Raw genomic sequence first — 24,200 nt, forward strand, 5'->3', positions numbered from 1 at the left:
GAGGTGCTCCAATGTCGGTATTTAAAAACCAAGAAACGTACTGGGAAAACCTGTTTGATGAAGAAGACGGACTAAGCGCATTCCCTTACTTTAAAGCAGCGGATAAAGCGTCGTTGGCCCGTACCGGCTACCAGGAAAAATGCATCTGCCGTTCCTTATCTCCGGAAGTATCTCAAAGAATCATGACAATGGCGAATCATTCCGATATGGCGGCCTATCTGATTTTATTGGCGGGTATTGAATGCTTGTTATATAAATATACGGATCAAACGAGCCTGATTCTTGGCATTCCGACGGTATCGAAGCAAAAAGCCGGCCAGTCAGCCGTTAACAACATTGTCCTCTTAAAAAATACGCTTTCAAACGAGAGTACATTTAAAACCGTATTCGGACAGCTGAAAGAAGCCGTTAATGATTCTCTGAAAAATCAAAACCTGCCGTTTAGAAAAATGGTTCAGCATCTGAGCGTGCAATACAATGACGAGCATCTGCCGTTGATTCATACCGTCGTTTCGCTTAACGAAATTCATTCCTTGCAATTTAAAGAAGATACTGCAGCCGATACGCTGTTTCACTTTGATTTGGAGAACAACGGGATTCATTTGAAACTTTTTTATAACGGCAATCTGTACGATGAGCGCTATATCAATCAAATTGTATCCCATTTGGATCAGCTGCTGTCTGTGATCCTGTTTCAGCCTCAAGCCGCGATCCATACGGCAGAGATCTTACCGGAAGCGGAAAAACAGAAGCTATTGTTTGATTTTAATGATACCGCCAGAGATTTCTCCGGGAGCAGAACAGTCTATCAATTATTTGAAGAGCAAGCAGAAAAACTCCTGAGCATGCGGCCGTCAAGTTTAAAACGACCATTTGACGTACAGGGAACTGAATGAGAAGGCGAACCGTTTGGCAAGAACATTGCGTAATTGCGGGGTTCAACCCGATACGTTAGTCGCCATACTCGCTGATCGTTCATTAGAGATGATCGTATCCATTATAGCCGTTTGGAAGGCAGGGGGCGCTTATGTGCCCCTGGATCCTGAATATCCAAAAGAGCGGCTTCAATATTTGCTTCATGATGCAGATGCAGACGTTCTCCTTGTTCAGCGTCATTTAAAAAACAGTCTCACCTTTGACGGCCCGGTGATTGATTTGAATGATGAAACATCATACCATGCCGATAGCTCATTGTTATCACCAGTAGCGGGACACAGCCATTTAGCCTATGTCATTTATACGTCGGGTACAACAGGAAAGCCGAAAGGAGTCATGGTTGAACACGGCGGCATTGTGAATTCGCTCCAATGGAAGAAGGCGTTTTTTAAGCATTCTCCGGCGGATCGCGTGCTTGTCTTGTACCCGTATGTTTTTGATGCGTTCATTTTAAATTTCTTCGGCCCGCTCATCTCGGGGGCAACTTTGCACCTATTGCCTAATGAAGAGAATAAAGAAACTTTCGCCATTCAAAATGCCATAAAACAAGAGAGAATTACTCATTTCTCAACTTCTCCCCGTCTTCTGAAAACGATGATCGAACAGATGAACACAGAGGACTTCATCCATGTTCAGCATGTTGTTGTAGGCGGTGAGCAGCTGGAAACAGATACAGTTGAGAAGCTCCATTCTCTGCAGCCTCGCATTCGGATCAATAATGAATACGGACCGACAGAAAACAGCGTGGTATCTACATTTCACCCTGTTCAGTCCGCTGATGAACAGATCACAATCGGCAGCCCGGTGGCCAACCATCAAGCTTATATTTTAGGAGCGCACCATCAAATCCAGCCGATCGGCGTACCGGGAGAGCTGTATGTCGGAGGAGCGGGAGTGGCCCGCGGCTACCTCAATCGTCCTGAATTGACGGAGGAAAAATTTGTGGAGCATCTGCATGTCCCTGGTCAAAAGATGTATAAAACGGGTGATCTCGCCAGATGGCTGCCGGATGGAAGAATCGAATATTTAGGGCGGATTGATCATCAAGTGAAAATTCGCGGCTACCGGATTGAGATCGGCGAGGTAGAGGCAGCCATGTTCAATCTGGAAAACGTTCATGAAGCCGCAGTCGTCGCGCGTGAAGACGCAGACGGGGCCAAACAATTGTATGCCTATTATGTCGGCGAGCCTTCTTTGACCGCTGCGCAGTTCAGAAAAGAATTATCCCGGGAACTGCCGAATTATATGATTCCCTCCCGCTTTATCCCATTGGAACGCATTCCGCTCACTTCCAATGGGAAGATTGATCTGAAAGCTTTGCCTGCTGCTGACGAAAATACGCGGGCTGAATACGAATACATAGCCCCGCGGAACACAATAGAAGAACTGCTGGCGTCCATCTGGCAAGAAGTATTAGGGGCAGAACGTATAGGAATTCTGGATAATTTCTTTGATTTTGGCGGAGATTCGATTAAGTCAATTCAGGTGTCATCCAGATTGTATCAAGCCGGATACAAGGTTGATATGAAGCATTTGTTTAAACACCCCTCGATTGCTGAACTTAGTCAGTTTGTAGCGCCGGTCAGCAGGGTGGCTGATCAAGGAGAAGTGAATGGCGAAACCAAGCTGACCCCGATTCAGCATTGGTTTTTTGAACAAAACATGCCGCATGCACACCATTACAATCAGGCCGTCATGTTATATTCGGCGGAATGCTTTAAAGAGGCTCCTCTTCGCCGGACGATGGAACAGATCGCGTCGCATCACGATGCCTTGAGGATGATTTTTGAAAAAACGCCGGATGGATACGCTCCGCGAATTACAGGAACAGATGAAAGTGAACTATACCATCTGGAAGTGATGAATTATAAAGGGAAAACCGATCCGGCTCAAGCGATTGCCGATAAAGCGAATGAGATTCAAAGCAGCATGGTATTAGACAAAGGGCCATTGATGAAGCTCGGTTTGTTCCAATGTCCGGACGGAGATCATTTGCTGATTGCAATTCATCATTTGCTGATTGACGGAGTATCCTGGCGTATTTTGCTCGAAGATTTTGCAAGCGGTTATGAGCAGGCAGAACGCGGACAAACGATCCAGCTCCCGCAAAAAACAGATTCGTTTCCATTCTGGGCCGATCAATTGTCCAAGCATGCAGCGGAAACCGACATGGAAGAGGAGATTGCTTATTGGACTGAGCTTTCAAGCATAAAGCCTCAGCCATTGCCTAAGGACATTATCAGCGAAGGATCGTTATTAAGTGACAGCGAAGAAGTGACGATTCAATGGACAAAAGAGGAAACGGAGCAATTATTAAAACAAGCGAACCGCGCCTACAACACGGATATCAACGATCTGCTGCTGACTTCGCTAGGGCTGGCCGTTCACAAGTGGACAGGCACGGAAGACATTGTCGTGAATTTGGAAGGCCACGGGAGAGAACCGATTATTCCGGATGCTGACATTTCCCGCACGGTAGGATGGTTCACAAGCCAGTACCCTGTCGTCCTGAGGATGGAAGCCGGAAAAGACCTGTCGCAGCGGATCAAGATCGTAAAAGAAGGGCTGCGCCGCATCCCTGATAAAGGAATGAATTACAGCATCATCAAATATATATCCGGGCATCCGGAAGCCGACAGCCTGCAGCTGAATCCGGAGATATCGTTTAACTATTTGGGGCAATTTGACCAAGACCTGAAGCATCAGGCTTTGCGCATATCGCCATATTCCACAGGGTTATCGATGAACGAAAATCAAGAGAGAACGGCTGTGCTTGATTTGAACGGCATGATTGCCGAAGGGACATTATCACTGACACTGAGCTACAGCAGCAAACAATACGAAAGATCTACTATGGCGCAATTTGCCCGGGGGTTGAAAGAAAGTCTGCAAGAAGTCATTGCGCATTGCGTAAGCCGGCAGCAGACTTCTCTCACACCAAGTGACATCCTGTTAAAAGATATCTCAATCGACGAACTGGAACAGCTTTTGGAGCAGACGCGTGAATTAGGCGAAGCGGAAAATATTTATCCATTAACGCCGATGCAGAAGGGCATGCTGTTTCACAGCTTATTTGATCCGAATTCAGGTGCTTATTTTCAGCAAACGATGTTTGATCTGCATGGAGATCTGGAGATTGATTCATTTTCAAAAAGCTTGGACGGCTTATCGCAAAAATATGATATTTTCCGCACGAATTTTTACAGAGGCTGGAAGGATCAGCCGCTCCAAATCATATTCAAAACGAAAAAAATCGGTTTTCAATTCAATGACTTACGAGAGATGAAGGAATCACAAAAAGAAGCGATGATTCAGCAGTATGCCAGAGAAGATAAGATGCGGGGGTTCGACTTAGAAAAAGGCGCGTTAATGCGGCTATTCATCCTTCGTACGGATGAAAAGACATACCGTTTTATCTGGAGCTTCCACCATATTTTGATGGACGGCTGGTGCCTGCCGCTGATTACAAAAGAAATATTCGAGAATTACTTTGCCTTGCTTCAGCAAAAGCAGCCTGAACAATCATCAATTACTCCGTACAGTCAATATATTGAATGGCTCGGCCGGCAAGATGCGAAAAAGGCCACGGCTTATTGGGATCAATACTTAGAGGGATATGAGGAGCAAACCGGCCTTCCTAAGGATCACCATGCAGCGGAAGACGGACGATACGTTCCTGAAAAAGTGACGTGTGACATAAGCTCCGATCTCACTTCAAAAATGAAGCGGACGGCAGGCCAGCATCATGTCACGCTGAACACGCTGCTGCAGACGGCATGGGCGGTTTTGCTGCAGAAATATAACCGCAGCCGGGACGTTGTGTTTGGAAGTGTTGTATCCGGAAGACCTGCTGGAATTCCAAACGTGGAAACCATGATCGGCTTATTCATTAACACCATTCCCGTCCGGTTCCGGTGTGAAGCCGGGACAACGTTTGCCGAACTTATGAAAGAGGCGCAGGAAAGGGCTGTAGCGTCTCAACAATTTGAGACGCACCCGCTGTACGATATTCAAGCGCGTACAACGCAAAAGCAAGATTTAATTACACATTTAATGATATTCGAAAATTATCCGGTTGATCAGTATATGGAAAGCATAGGCCGCCAAAACGGAACATCCATCACGATCTCCAACGTACAAATGGAAGAACAGACCAACTACGATTTTAATTTGACCGTTATACCGGGCGACGAGATGAACATCTCTTTTGAATACAATGCAAATGTGTATGATCGGGCAAGCATAGAGCGGGTTCGGGAACATTTCATGCAAATCCTGCAACAAGTCGTGACAAATGCGGATATCCGGGTGGATCAAGCGGAATTGTTAACGGAAGGCGAAAGAAGAACCCTTCTGCAGACGCTTAACGACACGGCCGCGCCGTTTCCGCAGACGCCGGTTCATCAATTATTTGAAGAGCAATCGCAGCGTACGCCCGATCAAGCAGCCGTCATTGATAAGGACAGGCAGCTCACGTACGGAGAGCTCAATAAGCGGGCCAACCGACTGGCGCGAACGTTAAGAGCGAAAGGAGTGCAGACGGATCAGCCTGTAGCCATCATCACAAGAAACAGCATCGAATCGGTGGTCGGAATCCTTGCCGTTTTAAAATCAGGCGGAGCCTATGTCCCTATAGATCCGGAATATCCGCAAGACCGCATCCGGTATATGCTGGATGACTCCCAAGCCGGAATCGTTTTAATGCAGCGGGACGTCAGGAAACAGCTCGCCTACGAAGGCGTCACGGTTTTACTTGATGATGAAAGTTCTTATCACCAAGATGGCTCTGACCTTGCTCCGATAAATGATGTGAGCCATTTGGCATATGTCATTTATACGTCAGGTTCCACAGGCCGGCCAAAAGGCGTACTAATCGAGCACCGAGGCTTGACCAATTATATTTGGTGGGCGAAAGAGGTTTATGTAAAAGGCGAGAAAGCCAACTTCCCATTGTATTCGTCAATTTCTTTTGATCTGACGGTGACTTCTATTTTCACGCCGCTTGTCACAGGCAATGCAATCATCGTCTATGACGGAGAGGATAAAACAGCTCTGCTTGAATCGATTGTGCGGGACCCGAGGGTGGATATCATTAAATTGACCCCGGCCCATTTGCAGGTTTTGAAAGAAATGAACATTGCCGATCAAACGGCTGTCCGAAGAATGATTGTGGGCGGGGAAAACTTAAGCACCCGGTTAGCCCGCAGCATTCATGAACAGTTCGAAGGCCGGATTGAAATATGCAATGAGTACGGACCGACGGAAACCGTTGTCGGCTGCATGATTTACCGTTATGATGCCGCAAAGGACAGACGGGAATCGGTACCGATCGGAACCGCTGCGGCAAACACGAGCATTTACGTTCTTGATGAGAATATGAAACCCGCACCGATCGGAGTGCCGGGAGAAATCTATATCAGCGGCGCCGGTGTGGCAAGAGGATATTTGAACCGTCCCGAATTAACGGCAGAGAAATTTGTCGATGACCCATTTGAACCCGGAGCGAAGATGTATAAGACCGGAGATTTGGCGAAGTGGCTGGCGGACGGAAACATTGAATATGCGGGCAGAATAGATGAACAAGTGAAAATCAGAGGCTATCGTATCGAATTAGGCGAGATCGAGGCGGCACTGCTTCAAGAAGAAGCGATCAAGGAAGCTGTCGTTACAGCCAGAGAAGATGTCCACGGGTTTAAACAATTGTGTGCATATTACGTAAGCGGCGGGCAAACAACGGCTGCCCGGCTCCGGAAACAATTGTCTCATACCCTTGCAAGTTATATGGTTCCGGCTTATTTTATCGAGCTTGATGAAATGCCTTTAACTTCTAACGGAAAAATAAACAAAAAAGGGCTGCCGGCTCCGGATTTCGAGCTGCAGGACAGAGCAGAGTATAAAGCTCCCCGAACAAAAGCGGAAGAAATATTAGTTTCTGCCTGGGAATCGGTATTAGGCGCTGAAAACGTCAGTATTCTTGATAATTTCTTTGACCTTGGCGGAGATTCCATTAAATCCATTCAAGTATCCTCCAGATTAAATCAGCAAGGATACAAAATGGAAATCAAAGACTTGTTTCAATATGCAACAATTGCAGAATTGAGTCCGCATATCAAGCAGAATCTGCGTATAGCCGATCAAGGTGAGGTCAAAGGAAAAGTCAGCCTGACTCCTATTCAGCATTGGTTTTTCGAACAAATAACGACAGATCAGCATTATTATAATCAAGCCGTCATGCTGCATGCGCCGGAAGGTTTTCAGGAAACGCAGCTTCGTCAAACCCTGCAAAAGCTTGCTGAACATCACGATGCGCTCCGCATGACGTTCCGGACTACGGAAAATGGCTGTGAGGCACAGAATGAAGAAATCGCCCAAAGCGGACTGTACCGCTTAGAAGTCCTGAATCTGAAAGAAGATTCCGATCCGGGACGGACAATTGAAGCCAAAGCTGATGAGATACAAAGCAGTATGCGTTTAAGTGATGGGCCGTTAATGAAAGCCGGGTTGTTTCAATGCGCAAATGGAGATCATCTGCTCTTTGCCATCCATCATTTGATTATAGACGGAATTTCATGGCGCATTTTACTGGAAGATATCGTTAGCGGCTACAAGCAAGCCGAGAACGGGCGAGTGATTCAACTGCCGCAAAAAACAGATTCCTTCCAATTATGGGCTAAGAGACTTTCAGAATATGCGCAAAGTGAAACCATAAAACAGGAACAGGAATATTGGACAAAGATCGAACAAACCGAAGTCAAACCGCTACCTAAAGATTTTCATGAAACCCATACAACTTCAAAAGACAGTGAAACAGCAACTGTGGAATGGACGAAAGAGGAAACGGAGCTGCTATTAAAACAAGCGAATCGCGCTTATAACACGGAAATAAACGATTTGCTCTTAACTTCTCTGGGTCTTTCCATATCGCATTGGTCAGGACTGAAACAAATTCCGATTCATTTAGAGGGACACGGCCGAGAACAGATTATACAAGATATAGATATCTCCCGCACAGTCGGGTGGTTTACAAGTCTGTATCCGGTTGTGCTGCACGCGCATCCGGGCAAAAAGATCTCTGATTATATCAAGACGACCAAAGAAGGATTGCGCCAAATTCCGCATAAAGGGATCGGATATGGAATAGCAAGGTACTTAAGCGGCGGAATGCCATTGAAACTCAATCCTGAGATCAGCTTTAACTACCTGGGACAGTTTGACCAAGATTTACAGCAGCATGGGGTTCAATTATCTTCTTATTCTTGCGGTTCAGACTCTAGCGGAGATCAAGAAAGACCGTATGTATTGAATATAAACGGATTGATCACCGACGGCCGGCTGAAGCTTACGATCAGCTACAGCAGCAAACAGTACGTAAAAGAAACGATCATGCGGTTATCGGAAACGATTCAAAGCCGCCTGCGGACAATCATTACGCATTGCGTTCATAAAGAACAATCGGAACTGACGCCAAGCGATATTTTGTTAAAAGGCATGTCCATTGACGAATTGGATCAGCTCCTCATTCAACTGCCGCATGCAGGTGAGGTTGAAAACGTGTATCCGCTCACTCCGATGCAGAAAGGAATGCTCTTCCACAGCCTGCTGGACGAGGCCTCAAGTTCTTATTTTGAACAAGCATCGTTCGATTTGCAGGGAGAATTAAAGATTGATTGGTTTAAAGCAAGCCTTGAACGATTATTTGAAACATACGCCGTGCTCAGAACCCGTTTTTACAGCGGCTGGAACGATACTCCTTTACAAATTGTCTATAAAACGCAAAAACCGCAAATTCATTTTGCAGATTTGCGTGACATAGAGGAGCACCTGCGAGAGGATGCAATCGCAGCCTATCAAAGAGAAGATAAGGCAAAAGGATTTGACTTGGCTCGGGATCCGCTGATGCGCATAGCGATTTTCCGTATGGAAGACCGCAAATATCATTTGATTTGGAGCTTCCATCATATTGTGATGGATGGCTGGTGCCTGTCTCTTATCACGAAGGAAGTGTTTGATCATTATCGCGCCTTACAGGAAGGCAGGGAACCAGAACCGTCATCGGCAGCTCCTTACAGCGACTATATCAAGTGGCTTGACCGCCAAGATCAGGGAGCGGCAAAGCGGTACTGGAGCGGGTATCTTGAAGGATATACAGGTGAAACCACGCTTCTTCATAAAATAGAGCAGCATGAACAAAAAGAATACGCCTATGCCAATGTGATCTGCCGATTTGATCACGAACAGACAAAACAATTACAGCAGATCGCAAATCAGCATCAGGTTACATTAAACACGTTGATCCAAACGTTATGGGGAGTTTTATTACAGAAATACAGCGGGTCAGAAGACGTTGTCTTCGGCAGTGTCGTGTCGGGAAGGCCGGCGGAAATTCCTGATGTAGAACAGATGATCGGCCTGTTCATCAATACCATTCCGGTTCGCATCCGCTGCGATGAGGACAGCACTTTTGCTGATACGATGCAAATGGTTCAACAAAACGCTCTGGCTTCCCAATCATACGATACCTATCCTTTATACGAAATTCAGGCCCAAACGGAACAAAAGCAAAACTTAATTGATCATATACTGATCTTTGAAAATTATCCGATAGAGCAGCAAGTCGAAAAGGGCCATGATGCTGCGGATTTAAATATCGTGAATTTCCATATAGAAGAACATACCCATTACGATTTTAATGTAGTTGTCATCCCTGGCGAACAACTCACCGTTCATTTTGATTTCAACCAAAATGAATATGGACAATCAGAGGCAGAGCGGATTCGCGGACATTTTGAACAGCTCATTCACCAAATTTTGCAGCAGCCGTCTGTCAAAATAGAAGAAATGGAACTTCTGACGCAGCAAGAAAAAGAACAGCTGCTCACTCCGCTTTCCGGGGGAACAGAGAAGCCTGAATACGAAACGATTCATACTATGTTTGAACGCCAGGCGGCACAAACGCCGCAAGAAATCGCAATTCAATACGAAGGGGCGGAGATTTCTTACAAAGAGCTGAACGAAACGGCCAATAAACTCGCGCGGATTCTCCGAAAGCGAGGTGTGGAGCATCAGGAGCCGGTGGCTGTGATCGCCGGGCGTTCACCATCATTAGCGGTTGCTGTTTTAGGCATTTTAAAAGCGGGCGGTGCCATTGTTCCGATTGATCCGAGCCACCCTGCCGAACGAATCCGCTATATCATTGAAAACAGCAGCTGCACTCATGTTGTAACAGAGAAAGACCGGTCAGTCCCCGAGGCAGCAACGCAGATTGTCACATTCATAGAAGAAGCGGTGACAGAACCGGACGGGAGCAATGTGCAGACGATAAACACGGCGGAGGATCTGCTTTACGTTATTTATACATCAGGAACGACAGGGAAACCGAAGGGTGTGCTGCTTGAACATAGAAATATGGCCAATTTGCTGTATGACCAATTTACAAACTCAGGCATCGATTTCAAAACCAATGTGCTTCAATACGCATCTCCGGCATTTGATGTCTGCTATCAAGAGCTGTTTTCAGCCCTGCTCAGCGGCGGCACACTCCACATCGTGCCTGAATCAATAAAGCGGGACGCGGCTCAGCTGTTTTCGTTTATTAATAAACATCAGACGGACATCGTCTTTTTCCCGACTGCTTTTGCCAAAATGCTTTTTAGCGAAGAGAGCTATGCATATTCATTTCCGCGCTGTGTGAAGCATTTGATTACAGCAGGAGAACAATTGACAGTATCCCGTTTATTTCAGCAAGTGCTCCGCACCCACGGCTTGCATTTGCACAATCATTACGGTCCGTCAGAAACTCATGTGGTGTCGACGTATACCATTCAACCGGGAGATGATATTCCTGAATTTCCGCCGATCGGAAAACCGATATGCCATAACAATATGTATGTCATCAGCAAGAACAAACAGCTTCAGCCCTTGGGCATTGCGGGAGAACTGTATATTTCCGGAGCAAATACCGGGAGAGGCTATGCGAATAACCCGGCTTTAACGGGAGAGAAATTTTTGCCTGATCCGTTCAGAGAGGGAGCCGTTATGTACCGCACCGGAGATTTGGCAAGGCTGCGTGAGGACGGGCAAATCGAATACATCGGCCGCATTGATGATCAGGCGAAAATAAGGGGCTACCGGATCGAACCGAAAGAAGTTGAGGTCATATTGGCCAATCACCCGGCGGTGAGAGAAGCAGCCGTCCTTATTCAAAAAAACGCTTTGGGTGAAAATGAATTGTGCGCGTACTGCAGCGTCTCAAAAGCGACTGATCCTTCAGCATTACGGAAAGATCTGGCCAAAAACCTTCCTGACTATATGATTCCCGTGAAATGGGCTTTTGTTGAATCGATTCCGCTCACGGCAAACGGAAAAGTCGACCGCAAAGCATTGCCAGCACTAGAAGGAGGCGTGCAAACGGGGGGGCGAATACGTTGCTCCCCGTACAGCGGCGGAAGCGCAGGTGGCGCATATCTGGAAAGAGGTGCTTGGACTTCCGCGTATCGGCGTGAAAGATAACTTCTTCGACATGGGCGGTCACTCGCTGCGGGCAACGACTCTGACGGCGAAGCTGCACAAAGAGATGGGGGTCAGCCTGCCGCTGCGGGAAGTGTTCCGGTCGCCAACAATTGAAGAAATGGCAGAAACGATTACCGGAATGAAACACACAGCATATACATCTATCCCGGCCGTTGACGCAAAAGAATACTATGCCGTCTCCTCGGCGCAAAAACGGCTGTACATTTTGAATCAGCTGAAAGGCGGAGAGCTGAGCTACAACATGCCGAGTGTCATGAGGGCCGATGGGGCTCTGGATCGGGAACTTGTCGAGAAGGCGATCCGTAAGCTGATTCGGCGCCATGAAACGCTGCGTACCGGCTTTGAACTGATAGACGGAGAACCGGTGCAGCGGATCTATGACGACGTCCGATTTGCAGTGGAATTCACTCAGGCGAAAGAAGAACAGGCGGAAGCCCTCGTTCATGGGTTTGTGCGGGCATTTGACTTGGAGAAAGCGCCGCTGCTGCGGGTAGGACTGATTGAGCTTGCAAAAGACCGCCATTTGCTGCTGTTTGACATGCATCATATCATTTCAGACGGCGTATCTATCAAGAATTTGATTGAAGAGTTCGTTTCATTATATGAAGGAAAAGAATTGCCGCCATTGCGGGTTCAGTATAAAGATTATGCGGCGTGGCAGCTGGCGGATATGCAAAGCGAACGGATGAAGAAACAGGAAGCGTACTGGCTGGATGTGTTCAGCGGAGAGGTTCCGGTGCTGGATATGCCAACCGACTACGGAAGACCGGCTGCGCGGAGCTTTGAAGGAGGACAAATCGAGTTTGTTATCGGACCGGAGCTGACGGAACAGCTGAAAGGCTTGGCGGTGAAGAGCGAAAGCACGCTGTACATGGTGCTGCTGGCTGCTTATACGACCATGCTTGCCAAATACAGCGGGCAAGAAGACATCGTAGTAGGGAGCCCGATTGCCGGAAGAACCCATTCGGATTTGGAAAGCTTAATCGGCATGTTCGTGGGCACGCTGGCGATACGAACGAATCCGGTCGGGGAAAAAACATTCCGGGAGTACGTGCAGGAAATCAAAGAGCATACATTAAAAGCGTACGAAAACCAGGAGTATCCATTCGACGAACTGGTGGACAAGCTGAATGTGTCCCGGGATTTCAGCCGCCATCCGCTGTTTGACACGATGTTCATATGGCAAAACACAGAACGGGGAGAATTGAGCCTCGATGATGTGCGTTTTACCCCTTATCCGGACAACCATGCGATGGCGAAGTTCGACCTGACGTTCCAAGCGGCAGAAAATGAAGACGGAATTACAGGTATGATCAGTTACGCGGCAGCGCTGTACAAGCAGGAAACTGCGGAACGCATGGCAAAGCACTTTATCCAATTGATCGAGGCGATTGCGAATGATCCGCAGGCGCCGCTTTCATCGCTGGAGATGATCACCGCGAAGGAGAAAGAGCAGATTGTGGAGAGATGGGGCCAACCGGCAATAGACTGCCCAAGGGACAAAACAATTCACCAATTGTTCGAGGAGCAGGCGGAGCGTACGCCGGAACTTACGGCCGCAGTTTACGAGAAAAGCCGATTCACATACCGTGAGCTGAATGAGCGGGCCAACCGCCTGGCGCGGATTTTAAGAAGCGAAGACGTGCAGCCTGACCAGCCTGTGGGTATTCTGGCAGAACGTTCTCTGGAAATGATCGTGGGGATTATGGCGATCCTGAAAGCCGGGGGCGCGTATGTGCCGATGGATCCGGACAGCCCGCAGGAACGCATCCGCTATATTCTGGAGGATTCAGGAGCAAAGGTTCTGCTGGCACAGCCCCATTTACAAGATCGTGTATCCTTTGCCGGAGAAATTTTACTGCTGAATGACGAACGAATGAACAGCGGGGATGGCTCGAATCTGGTGACGGCAGCCGGACCGGATCACTTGGCGTATGTGATATACACATCAGGCACAACCGGCAAACCAAAAGGCACGCTGATTGAGCATCGCCAGGTACTTCATTTGATGGAGGGGCTCCGCGGACAAGTGTACGGTGCTTATGATTCGGGATTGCGTGTGTCTCTGTTGGCACCGTACTATTTCGACGCATCGGTCAAGCAAATTTTCGCGGCACTGTTAGGGGGACATGCACTGTATATCGTCCCTAAAGCATCAGTATCAGACGGCTATGCCTTGTCAAACTATTATCGCACCCACCGCATTGACGTAACAGACGGAACACCGTCACATTTGCAATTGCTTATCGCTGCAGACAGCCTTCATGGGGTAACGATCCGGCACATGCTTATTGGAGGAGAAGCGCTCCCGCAGGCGACAGTGGCGCAATTGCTTGAATTGTTCGCTTCGAACGGGTCATCAATGCCGCTCATAACCAATGTATACGGTCCGACGGAAACCTGCGTGGATGCATCGGTCTTCCATATCGTACCGGAGACATTGGCATCCGCTGACGACGGCGGTTACGTGCCGATCGGCAAGCCGCTGGGCAACAACCGTGTGTATATTGTTGATTCCCATGATCGGATGCTGCCTATAGGTGTAAAGGGCGAGCTGTGCATCGCCGGAGACGGAGTAGGACGAGGGTATCTGAACTTGCCTGAATTAACGGGTGAAAAGTTTGTGGCCGATCCGTTTGTAATCGGAGAGCGGATGTATAAAACAGGCGATCTTGCCCGTTACCTGCCGGATGGGAACATTGAATATGCCGGAAGAAAGGATCATCAGGTCAAAATTCGCGGTTACCGGATCGAACTTGGCGAGGTGGAAGCCGCTCTTCTCAACATCGAGCATGTACAAGAAGCGGTGATCCTGGCCAGAGAAAATGCAGAGGGACAAAGCGATTTGTATGCCTATTTTACAGGGGAGAAGTCACTGCCGATCAATCAGCTTAAAGAAAAACTCTCCGATCAAATACCAGGATACATGGTTCCTTCATACCTGATGCAACTGGAACAAATGCCGTTAACCTCCAATGGAAAAGTGAATCGCAGCGCGTTACCGCTGCCTGAAGCAGGCTTGCAGACCGGGATTGACTATGTTGCTCCAAGGACAAAACCGGAAGAGCAGCTGGTTCACATCTGGAAAGAAGTATTGAAGTTAGAACAAGTCGGCGTCAAAGATAACTTTTTCGATCTCGGCGGGCATTCGTTACGGGGGATGACGCTCGTTACCAAGATCCATAAGCAATTCGGCAAAAGCATTTCATTGAGAGAAGTGTTTCAATACCCGACGGTTGAAGAAATGGCGAGGGTCATTGCGGGCGCGGAAACCAGCGGACCGGATGAAATTCCTGTTGCAGAAGCCAAAGATGTTTATCCTGTATCTTCCGTACAAAAGATGGTTTACCTGTCTACACAAATTGAAGGCGGAGAACTAAGTTACAACATGCCGGGAATTTTGACATTGGAAGGCAGGATCGATATGAATCGTTTACAATCTGCGTTCCAAAGTCTGATCCAGCGCCATGAATCGCTACGAACCGGATTTGAAATGGTTCGGGGAGAGCTGGTGCAAGTGATCAAGCCGCAGGCGGATTTCTCTATAGAAAGGTACAAAGCAGCTGATGAGCAGGTCGAGGAGCTGTTCCGCAATTTCGTGCGGCCTTTCGATCTCAGTCAGGCTCCATTGCTTCGGGCCGGGCTCATCGAATTAGAACAGGACAGACATGTGTTCATGTTTGACATGCATCATATCGTTTCAGACGGCGCTTCTATGAATATTTTCGTTGAAGAACTGATTCAATTGTATGACGGCAAAGAATTAACCCCGCTCCGGATTCAATACAAAGATTACACTGTATGGCAGCAGCAGGCGGAGCAGAGGGAACGCATCAAAAGGCAGGAGAACTATTGGCTGAATGTATTTCATGTGGAACTCCCGCCATTTGAGCTGCCGAAAGATTTTGCCAGACCGCGAATTCGAAGCTTTGAAGGCAAGCGATACAATTTCGCTCTCGATGAGACTGTGGTCCAGGGGATTAAACAGATGGAAGAATTGACCGGATCGACCGCTTACATGATCTTGCTGTCAGCCTATAACATATTGCTGGCGAAATACAGCGGTCAGGAAGATATCGTCGTCGGTACGCCTATTGCGGGAAGAATGCATGAAGATTTACAGCATATTATCGGGATGTTTGTGAATACGCTGGCCATCCGTACGGCCCCGGCTGGAGAAAAGACCTTTATGGACTATGTAACGGAAACAAAAGAAACGATGCTGAAAGCTTATGAAAATCAAGAATATCCTTTTGAAGAATTAGTTGAGAAACTGGGAGTGAAACGGGACTTAAGCCGTAATCCGTTATTCGATACGATGTTTGTTCTGCAAAATACGGAACAAACGGATATCGAATTGGACTCTCTCGCGGTGAGACCATATGAACAAACAAATACGGCGGCCAAATTTGATTTACAGCTGACTTTCGTGATGAATCCGCACGAGATTCAAGGAAGCTTTGAGTACTGCACGAAGCTGTTTAAACAGAAAACCATCGCTACGCTGAGCAAAGATTACGCCATGATTCTGTCGGCGATCATAAAAGACCCATCGATTCCTTTAAAAGAAATTCAATTAAGTGAGAAAGTAAATAAAAGTGAACACTTTGCAAACGAAATCGAATTGAATTTCTAAAAACGGCCGGTACCGGCTGTCCCCGGCATGATGTTTTTACGGGGACAGCGGTCAGCCGGCTAAAACTCACTGGAGGGATATTAATGTCAGAATTCAAGCAACAGGAGTTGTTCTGGAGCAGCATGTTCGATGCGGAAGATCGTCCCAGTGCAATCCCTTCGTTTCAAATGTCGGACTCAACAATAGAGCACGATGCGCCGAGTGCACCCAACCGTATTCACAGTTCATTGAGCTCCGATGTATCCCTGCGCATCATGAAGATGACGAATAAATCGCCAATGGCCGTTTATATGGTTCTCCTGGTCGGAATCGAGTGTCTTTTGTACAAATATACGGGGGAAGAGGGCGTTATTGTAGGTGTACCGACCTTTGAAGACGAAACCGATGAAGACCTTCGTTTAGATCAAGTCATGTTAATCAAACAAAACATAAATGCGGACAGCACATTTAAATCCATATTTAATGAATTCAAGCATACGCTGAACGGAGCCATCTTAAATCAGCACGTTCCTTTCGATAAAATGGCCGGTCCATTAAATCTGAACTACGATTCAAATCATTTGCCAATGATCCATACGATCGTATCACTAGATCAGCTTCATCCCATTCGTTTTATAGAAACGGCTGCTGCTGATACGTTATTTCAGTTTTCCATCGAAAATGATTCGATTCATTTAAAGTTAACTTATAATGAACAAGCTTATGATCGCCAGTATATGATGCAAGTGATCGAACATGTAAACCGGGTTTTTTCAAGTTTGTTATTCCAACCCGACCTTATGATCCGACAGCTTAATATTCTGTCAGACTCAGAGACAAATCAACTCATCGCCTATAATCAAACGGCTGCAGAGTATCCAAGAGAAAAAACGATTCATCAATTTTTGGAGGAACAAGCGGAACGCACCCCTGATCAAACGGCTGTTGTCTACGAGGATAGCCGTCTGACGTACCGGGAATTGAATGAAAAGGCGAATCAACTCGCTCGGACACTGCAATCTGAAGGCGTGCAGCCGGATCAGCCGGTCGGGATTATGGCCGAACGCTCCCTGGATATGATTGTAGGGATCTTCGGGATCTTGAAAGCCGGCGGGGCGTATGTACCGATTGACCCGGGCTATCCCGAGGAACGGGTTCGATACATATTGGAGGATTCGGATACGAAGTTGTTACTGGTGCAGAATCACTCGCAAGAGAGAGTACCTTTTACGGGAAAAGTGCTGGATATGAAAGATCCCCAAAACTTTTGTGAAGACGGGTCGAATGTAGAGCCGGCTGCTGGTCCGGATCATCTGGCCTATGTTATTTATACATCGGGTTCAACGGGCAAGCCGAAAGGGGTTATGGTTGAGCACCGGTCGGTCATCAATCGGCTGGTGTGGATGCAGGAAAAATACCCTCTGGATGAGCGGGATGCGATTCTGCAAAAAACTGCGATCACCTTTGATGTATCAGTGTGGGAACTGTTCTGGTGGACGATGGCAGGTTCTAAACTGGTGCTGCTGCCAAGCGGAGGAGAAAAGAATCCCGAGCTGATTTTAGATACAATTGCACAAAAAGGCGTCAGCACAATGCATTTTGTACCGGCGATGCTGCATGCCTTCCTGGAATCCATGGATCAGAAGCCAAGCGGGATGTTGAAACAAAAATTAGCGTCATTAAGACATGTGTTTGCAAGCGGTGAGGCTTTGAAGCCTGTACATGTCGCAGGCTTCAAACGCATCATCACGTCGGTGAGCCAGGCTCAAATCATCAATTTGTACGGACCGACTGAGGCAACAATTGATGTATCATACTTTGATTGCCAGACGGAAGAAACATATGCAACGATTCCGATAGGCAAACCGATTTCCAACATTCAATTGTATATATTACATGCTGATTTGGAACATATGCAGCCGATCGGTGTGGCGGGAGAACTGTGCATAGCGGGCGATGGGCTTGCAAGGGGCTACTTGAATCGTCCCGAACTGACGGCCGAGAAGTTTGTAAACCATCCGATTGCATCAGGAGAACGGATATACCGGACGGGAGACTTGGCAAGATGGCTGCCGGACGGCAATATCGAGTATTTGGGCCGGATTGATCACCAGGTGAAAATCCGCGGTTACCGCATTGAAATCGGCGAAGTCGAAGGCGCTTTTTTTCAGCTGCCGGCGATCAAAGAAGCCATCGTCATCGCCCGGGAAATCGATGGGGAAACATCCTTGTGCGCCTATTATACCGCACAACATGCTTTAACTGCAGGCGAGCTCCGTGAAGAGCTGTCCCGGCAGCTTCCATCCTATATGATACCTGCTTATTTCGTTCAGCTGGAAGAGATGCCGCTTACTTTCAACGGGAAAATAGACCGTAAATCCCTTCCTTCTCCAAGAGAGAATCTTACAGGCATGAACTATGAAGCTCCTCGAACAGAACTGGAAAAAATACTGGCCGCGGTGTGGGAGTCGGTCTTAGGCTTAGAACGGGTCGGAATCTCAGATCATTTCTTCGAATTGGGGGGCGATTCCATTAAGTCGATTCAAGTGTCCTCAAGATTATACCAAGCCGGGTATAAGTTTGAAATCAAACACTTGTTTAAATACCCAACCATCTCCGAGCTTGTTCCATACGTAGAGCCGGTAACCCGAATCGCAGAACAAGGAGAAATCAAAGGCCGTGCGCTGCTGACACCGATTCAGCATTGGTTTTTCGACCAGAAATACCCGGAATTACACCATTACAATCAAGCGATTATGCTTTATTGGAAAGAGGGACTGGATGAATCCAAGCTTCGGGAAGTCATGAAGAAGATCACAGAGCAACACGATGCGTTGCGCATGGTCTATGTTCCGACAGAAGATGGATATGAAGCCCGAAATCGGGGGATCGATGAAGGTGATCTGTTCAGCCTTGAAGTGATCTCATTACGCGAAGAAAAAAATGTGTCCCAGACGATAGAAACCATTTCCAATGAGATTCAGCAATCCATTCATTTAGCCGAAGGACCGCTCATGAAACTGGGATTGTTCCGGTGTCAAGAGGGAGATCATTTGCTGATTGCGGTTCATCATCTGGTCATCGACGGCGTATCGTGGAGGATTTTACTTGAGGATATAGCGGCAGCTTATGAGCAGCTACAAAACGGAGAAGCGATCCGGCTTCCGAAGAAAACGGACTCTTACCTGTTATGGGCTGAACAGTTGAATCGTTATGCAGAAAGTCAGGAATTCGAAGCGGAAAATCAATACTGGTTCAGACAGAAACATAATCCGCAACATACATTGCCAAAGGACAATGGACAGGAGACCGGTCTGGCCAAAGACAAGGAAACGGTCATTGTTCAATGGACCGTCGAGGAAACCGAACGTTTATTAAAAAACGCTCACAGGGCTTATTCGACCGATATGAACGATTTATTACTGACCGGTCTGGGAATTGCTGTTCATCGTTGGACCGGATATGAAGACATTCTCATTCACCTTGAAGGACACGGCAGAGAGTCTATCATTCCGGATCTCGATATTTCGCGTACAGTGGGATGGTTCACAAGCCTATATCCGGTTTCGCTTCAAATCAAAGCTGATCAGGATATCCCGGAGCGGATTAAAACAGTGAAAGAAAATTTGCGTCAGATCCCCCAAAAAGGAATAGGTTACGGCCTGATCAAATATTTGTCCGATCACCCGAAGGCACATGAATGGACCAGACATCCGGAAATACGTTTCAATTATTTGGGTCAATTTGATCAAGATGTCCGGAACGGCAAGATGGAGGTATCCCCTTACTCAAGCGGGAAAACAGCCAGTGACAATCGTCCCTTGACCTATACACTTGATATCAACGGCATGATTTCAGAAGGCCGATTGTCGCTGGCCATCAGCTATAGCGGTAAACAATATCAAAGAGAAACAATGGAAGCCTGTGCCGATCTCTTAAAAAGCAGCCTGCAGCAAGTCATCGCACATTGTGATGCTCAAGATCAAATTCACCTGACGCCAAGCGACATTTCGTTAAAAGGTATAACGATCGGTGAACTGGATCAATTTGTGCAGCAAACGAGTCATCTCGGTGACATTGAAAATATATACCCATTAACCCCGATGCAGAAAGGAATGTTGTTCCACAGCTTGATTGATTCGGATTCCGAAGCTTACTTTGAACAAGCCGCTTTTGATCTGAAAGGTTTCTTGGATATCGATGCATTCAGGATGAGTTTAGCGCATCTGGCCGAAAAATATGACATTCTTCGGACTCTTTTTTATACAGAATGGAAAGATCAGCCTTTGCAGATTGTATTCCGGCAAAAACCGATTGAAACGGCCGTTGAAGATATTCGCAGCATGAACAGTCATCAGCGCAGCGAGTTTATTGCCGATTTTGCCAGAAGAGATAAGGCGCGGGGATTCAATCTCACCCAGGATGCTTTAATGCGCGTATCGATCCTGCGGACAGAGGAAGACCAAGCGCGATTGATATGGAGCTTTCATCATATTTTAATGGATGGCTGGTGTTTGCCTCTTGTTACGAAAGAAGTGTTTGAAACCTATTATGCGATACTCGAACAAAGGCAGCCGCAGCCGAAGCGGGGAGCCGTCACTCCATACAGCCGATATATCGAATGGCTCGATCAACAAGATCACAAGCAGGCGTCAGCCTATTGGCGCAATTACTTGGAAGGTTATGAAGGGCAAACTGTTTTGTTACAAGAACAATCTTCCGGCCAGACGAAAGGATACGAAAAAGGAGAGCATACGTTTCATTTAGGAAAGCAGCTCTCAGACGAAATCAAACGGGCCGCAAGCCGCCAGCAAGTCACCGTCAATACATGGATACAAACAGCATGGGGCTTACTGCTGCAAAGATATAACGGAAGTCAGGATGTCGTCTTCGGCACGGTCGTATCCGGCAGGCCGGCAGAAATTCCGGGAATTGAAACCATGGTCGGTTTATTTATCAATACCATTCCCGTACGTATTCATACGCAGCCTGAAATGACAGCTGCACAAGTATTGAAAGTGAACCAGGAGCGGGCACTGGCTTCTCAAAAATATGATACATTTCCGTTGTATGACATTCAGGCTCAAACTGAGCAAAAGCAGCAGTTGATCAATCATATTATGGTATTTGAGAATTACCCGGTTGAGAAACAAATAGAACATATGAAGCAGGATGACAACGCATTAGACATTCTCGATTTTCATATGGAAGAACATACACATTACGACTTTACTTTTATCGTGATGCCGGATGGAGAAATTGACATTCGTTTTGTATACAACCGCGATGTTTATGATCAAGCAAGTGTCGAACGGATGCAGACGCATTTCATGCAAATCATGAAGCAAATGGCGGACGATCAGGACATTCGCGTACAAGACCTTGATATCGTAACAGCAGATGAGCGATCGCTTCTGATAGATAAGTTCAACGATACGGCGGCTGAGTATCCAAAGGCAAAGACGATACATCAATTGTTTGAAGAACAAGCGGAGCGAACGCCGGAGCAAGCAGCGATTGTTTTTGAAGATAAGAAGCTGACGTATCGGGTAGTAAATGAACGCGCCAATCAGCTGGCCCGAACCTTGGTTGCCAAAGGTCTTCAGGCCGAGGAGCTTGTCGGCATTATGGCGGAACGTTCACCGGAGATGGTGATAGGCATCCTTGCTATTTTGAAAGCCGGGGGCGTTTACGTACCGATCGATCCGGATTATCCGAAAGAACGCATCCATTATATGCTTGAGGATTCTAACGTCTCTATCTTATTATTGCAACATCATCTTCTGGAAGGTACCGATTATCAAAGTCATACTGTCTTCCTTGACGATCCGTCATCATACGACGCCGAACCATCTAATCTCAATCTGAGCGTGATGCCAAATCAATTAGCCTACGTGATTTATACATCAGGAACTACGGGGAATCCGAAAGGCACGCTCATTGAACATAAAAACGTGGTTCGTCTGTTATTTAACAACAAAAATGTTTTTGATTTTAACGCATCGGACACTTGGACTTTGTTTCATTCCTTCTGCTTTGATTTTTCAGTATGGGAAATGTACGGAGCGCTGCTGTATGGGGGCAAATTAGTGATTGTTCCGAAACAAATAGCAAAAAACCCGGAAAGGTATTTGCAATTGTTAAAATCGGAAGCTGTGACCATTTTAAATCAAACGCCAAGTTATTTTTATCAACTGATGCAGGAGGAGAGAGCAGATCCCGAATCCAATTTAAACATCCGAAAAATCATATTTGGCGGAGAGGCGTTAAATCCATCCTTCTTGAAAGACTGGAAGCTTAAATATCCTTTAACACAATTAATCAATATGTACGGCATCACCGAAACCACTGTTCATGTCACATATAAAGAAATCACGGAACGGGAAATCAACGAGGGCAGAAGCAACATCGGACAACCTATTCCTACTCTGCAAGCGTATATTTTGGACGAATATCAACGCATTCAGGTCATGGGCATACCGGGCGAGCTCTATGTGGCAGGAGAGGGACTGGCCAGAGGATATTTGAACCGCCCGGAATTAACGGCTGAGAAATTTGTTGAACACCCGTTTGCCGCAGGCGAAAAAATGTACAAAACGGGAGATGTCGCCCGGTGGCTGCCTGACGGCAATATCGAGTATTTAGGAAGAATTGATCATCAGGTGAAAATCCGGGGCTACCGGATTGAAATTGGCGAGGTCGAAGCGGCTTTATTGCAATCGGAATCTGTCAAAGAAGCGGTCGTCATCGCGATTGAAGAAGAGGGCTCAAAGCAGCTGTGCGCCTACTTGTCAGGAGACGATTCATTAAATACGGCGCAGCTGAAGCGTCATTTACTGAACAAACTGCCCGCTTATATGATACCGGCTTACTTTGTTCAAATGGAGAAAATGCCGATAACCGCAAATGGAAAAATCGATCGAAAAGCTTTGCCGGCTCCTGAGGGAAATAGGCTCACCGGAACCGAATACGAAGCGCCCGGAACGTTAATTGAAAAGCAGCTGGCCGAGATATGGAAGAACATTTTAGCTCTCAATGACCCGGGAATTAAAGATAACTTCTTTGACGTTGGCGGCCATTCGCTCAAAGTATTGCAAGTTATTCATCAAATCAACGACCGTATGGGAATCAAAATGCATTATCAAGCCGTATACGATTTTCCTACCATCGAAACAATGGCACGCGCCATTCAAGCGGCAGTTTTCGAGTCCAAGACGGATAACGTATTCGTCAAGATGAATCAGAACGGTTCAATCCCTTTGTTCTGTTTCCCGCCTTTAATCGGGTACGGGCTGGTCTATAATGAAATGGCGAAAAGACTAGACGGCCGCTGCACCGTCTATGCCGCTGATTTCTTAGAAGAGCCGTCTTACGAGCAAGAGATAGTCGACCGGTATGCAGAAAGCATGATAGGCATTCAGGAACAAGGGCCTTTTGTTTTACTCGGTTACTCCTCGGGGTCGAATTTGGCTTTTGAGGTTGCCAAAGCCTTGGAGAAGCGCGGACGCATCGTATCGGACATTATGATGCTTGATTCTAAAAGAGCCGTTTCGGTGAATTATTTTTCGGAAGAGGAAACCGAAGAGATCATTCATCGGAATCTCGATATCATTCCGGATTATTACAGAGAATTATTAACCATTCCTTCCATTAAGGATAAAATCAGAAGCTATCTCACATATCACAATAAACTGATCAATTCCGGCGCGGTGAACGCCAACATTCATCATTTTCTATGCGGCGAGTTGACCGATAGAGGATGGAAGCAATCAACCGCACAGCATTACCTTGAGTACAAATTAAAAGGAGACCATGTGACGATCTTTGACCCTCACAATATCGAAGAAAATACGGATACAATTCGATCTCTTATCAAAAGGATTGAAGAACGGCATCATCACGGACTTGTTCTTGAAGAACAACTGTCAATAGGATCGTTTGCTGGCGACACGAAGTTTGACAAAATGTAAGTGATTCAGGGCAAAATGCCGCTGACTGCAATCGGCGGCATTTTTCATAAAAGAGGGTCAGATATTTGCAACGTTTTCACTCTAAAAATCATTCATTTTACGCATTCTTCATGACCTGTTGTTATCATATTTTTTAAAAACCTAATATG

Annotated in this window: 1 protein-coding gene and 1 pseudogene; both read left to right on the forward strand. The window is 46.8% G+C overall.

The features are described from left to right. Positions 1-11: 11 nt before the first annotated feature. Positions 12-16,102: pseudogene (bamB, locus tag D368_RS03260) on the forward strand (bacillomycin D non-ribosomal peptide synthetase BamB). Positions 16,103-16,185: 83 nt separating this feature from the next. Beyond that, complete coding sequence (gene bamC / locus D368_RS03265) at positions 16,186-24,051, forward strand: bacillomycin D non-ribosomal peptide synthetase BamC (RefSeq protein ID WP_128574557.1); 7,866 nt, start codon at positions 16,186-16,188, stop codon at positions 24,049-24,051. Positions 24,052-24,200: the final 149 nt, after the last annotated feature.

Source organism: Paenibacillus lentimorbus NRRL B-30488 (assembly GCF_000411595.1).
Lineage (GTDB): Bacteria > Bacillota > Bacilli > Bacillales > Bacillaceae > Bacillus > Bacillus velezensis.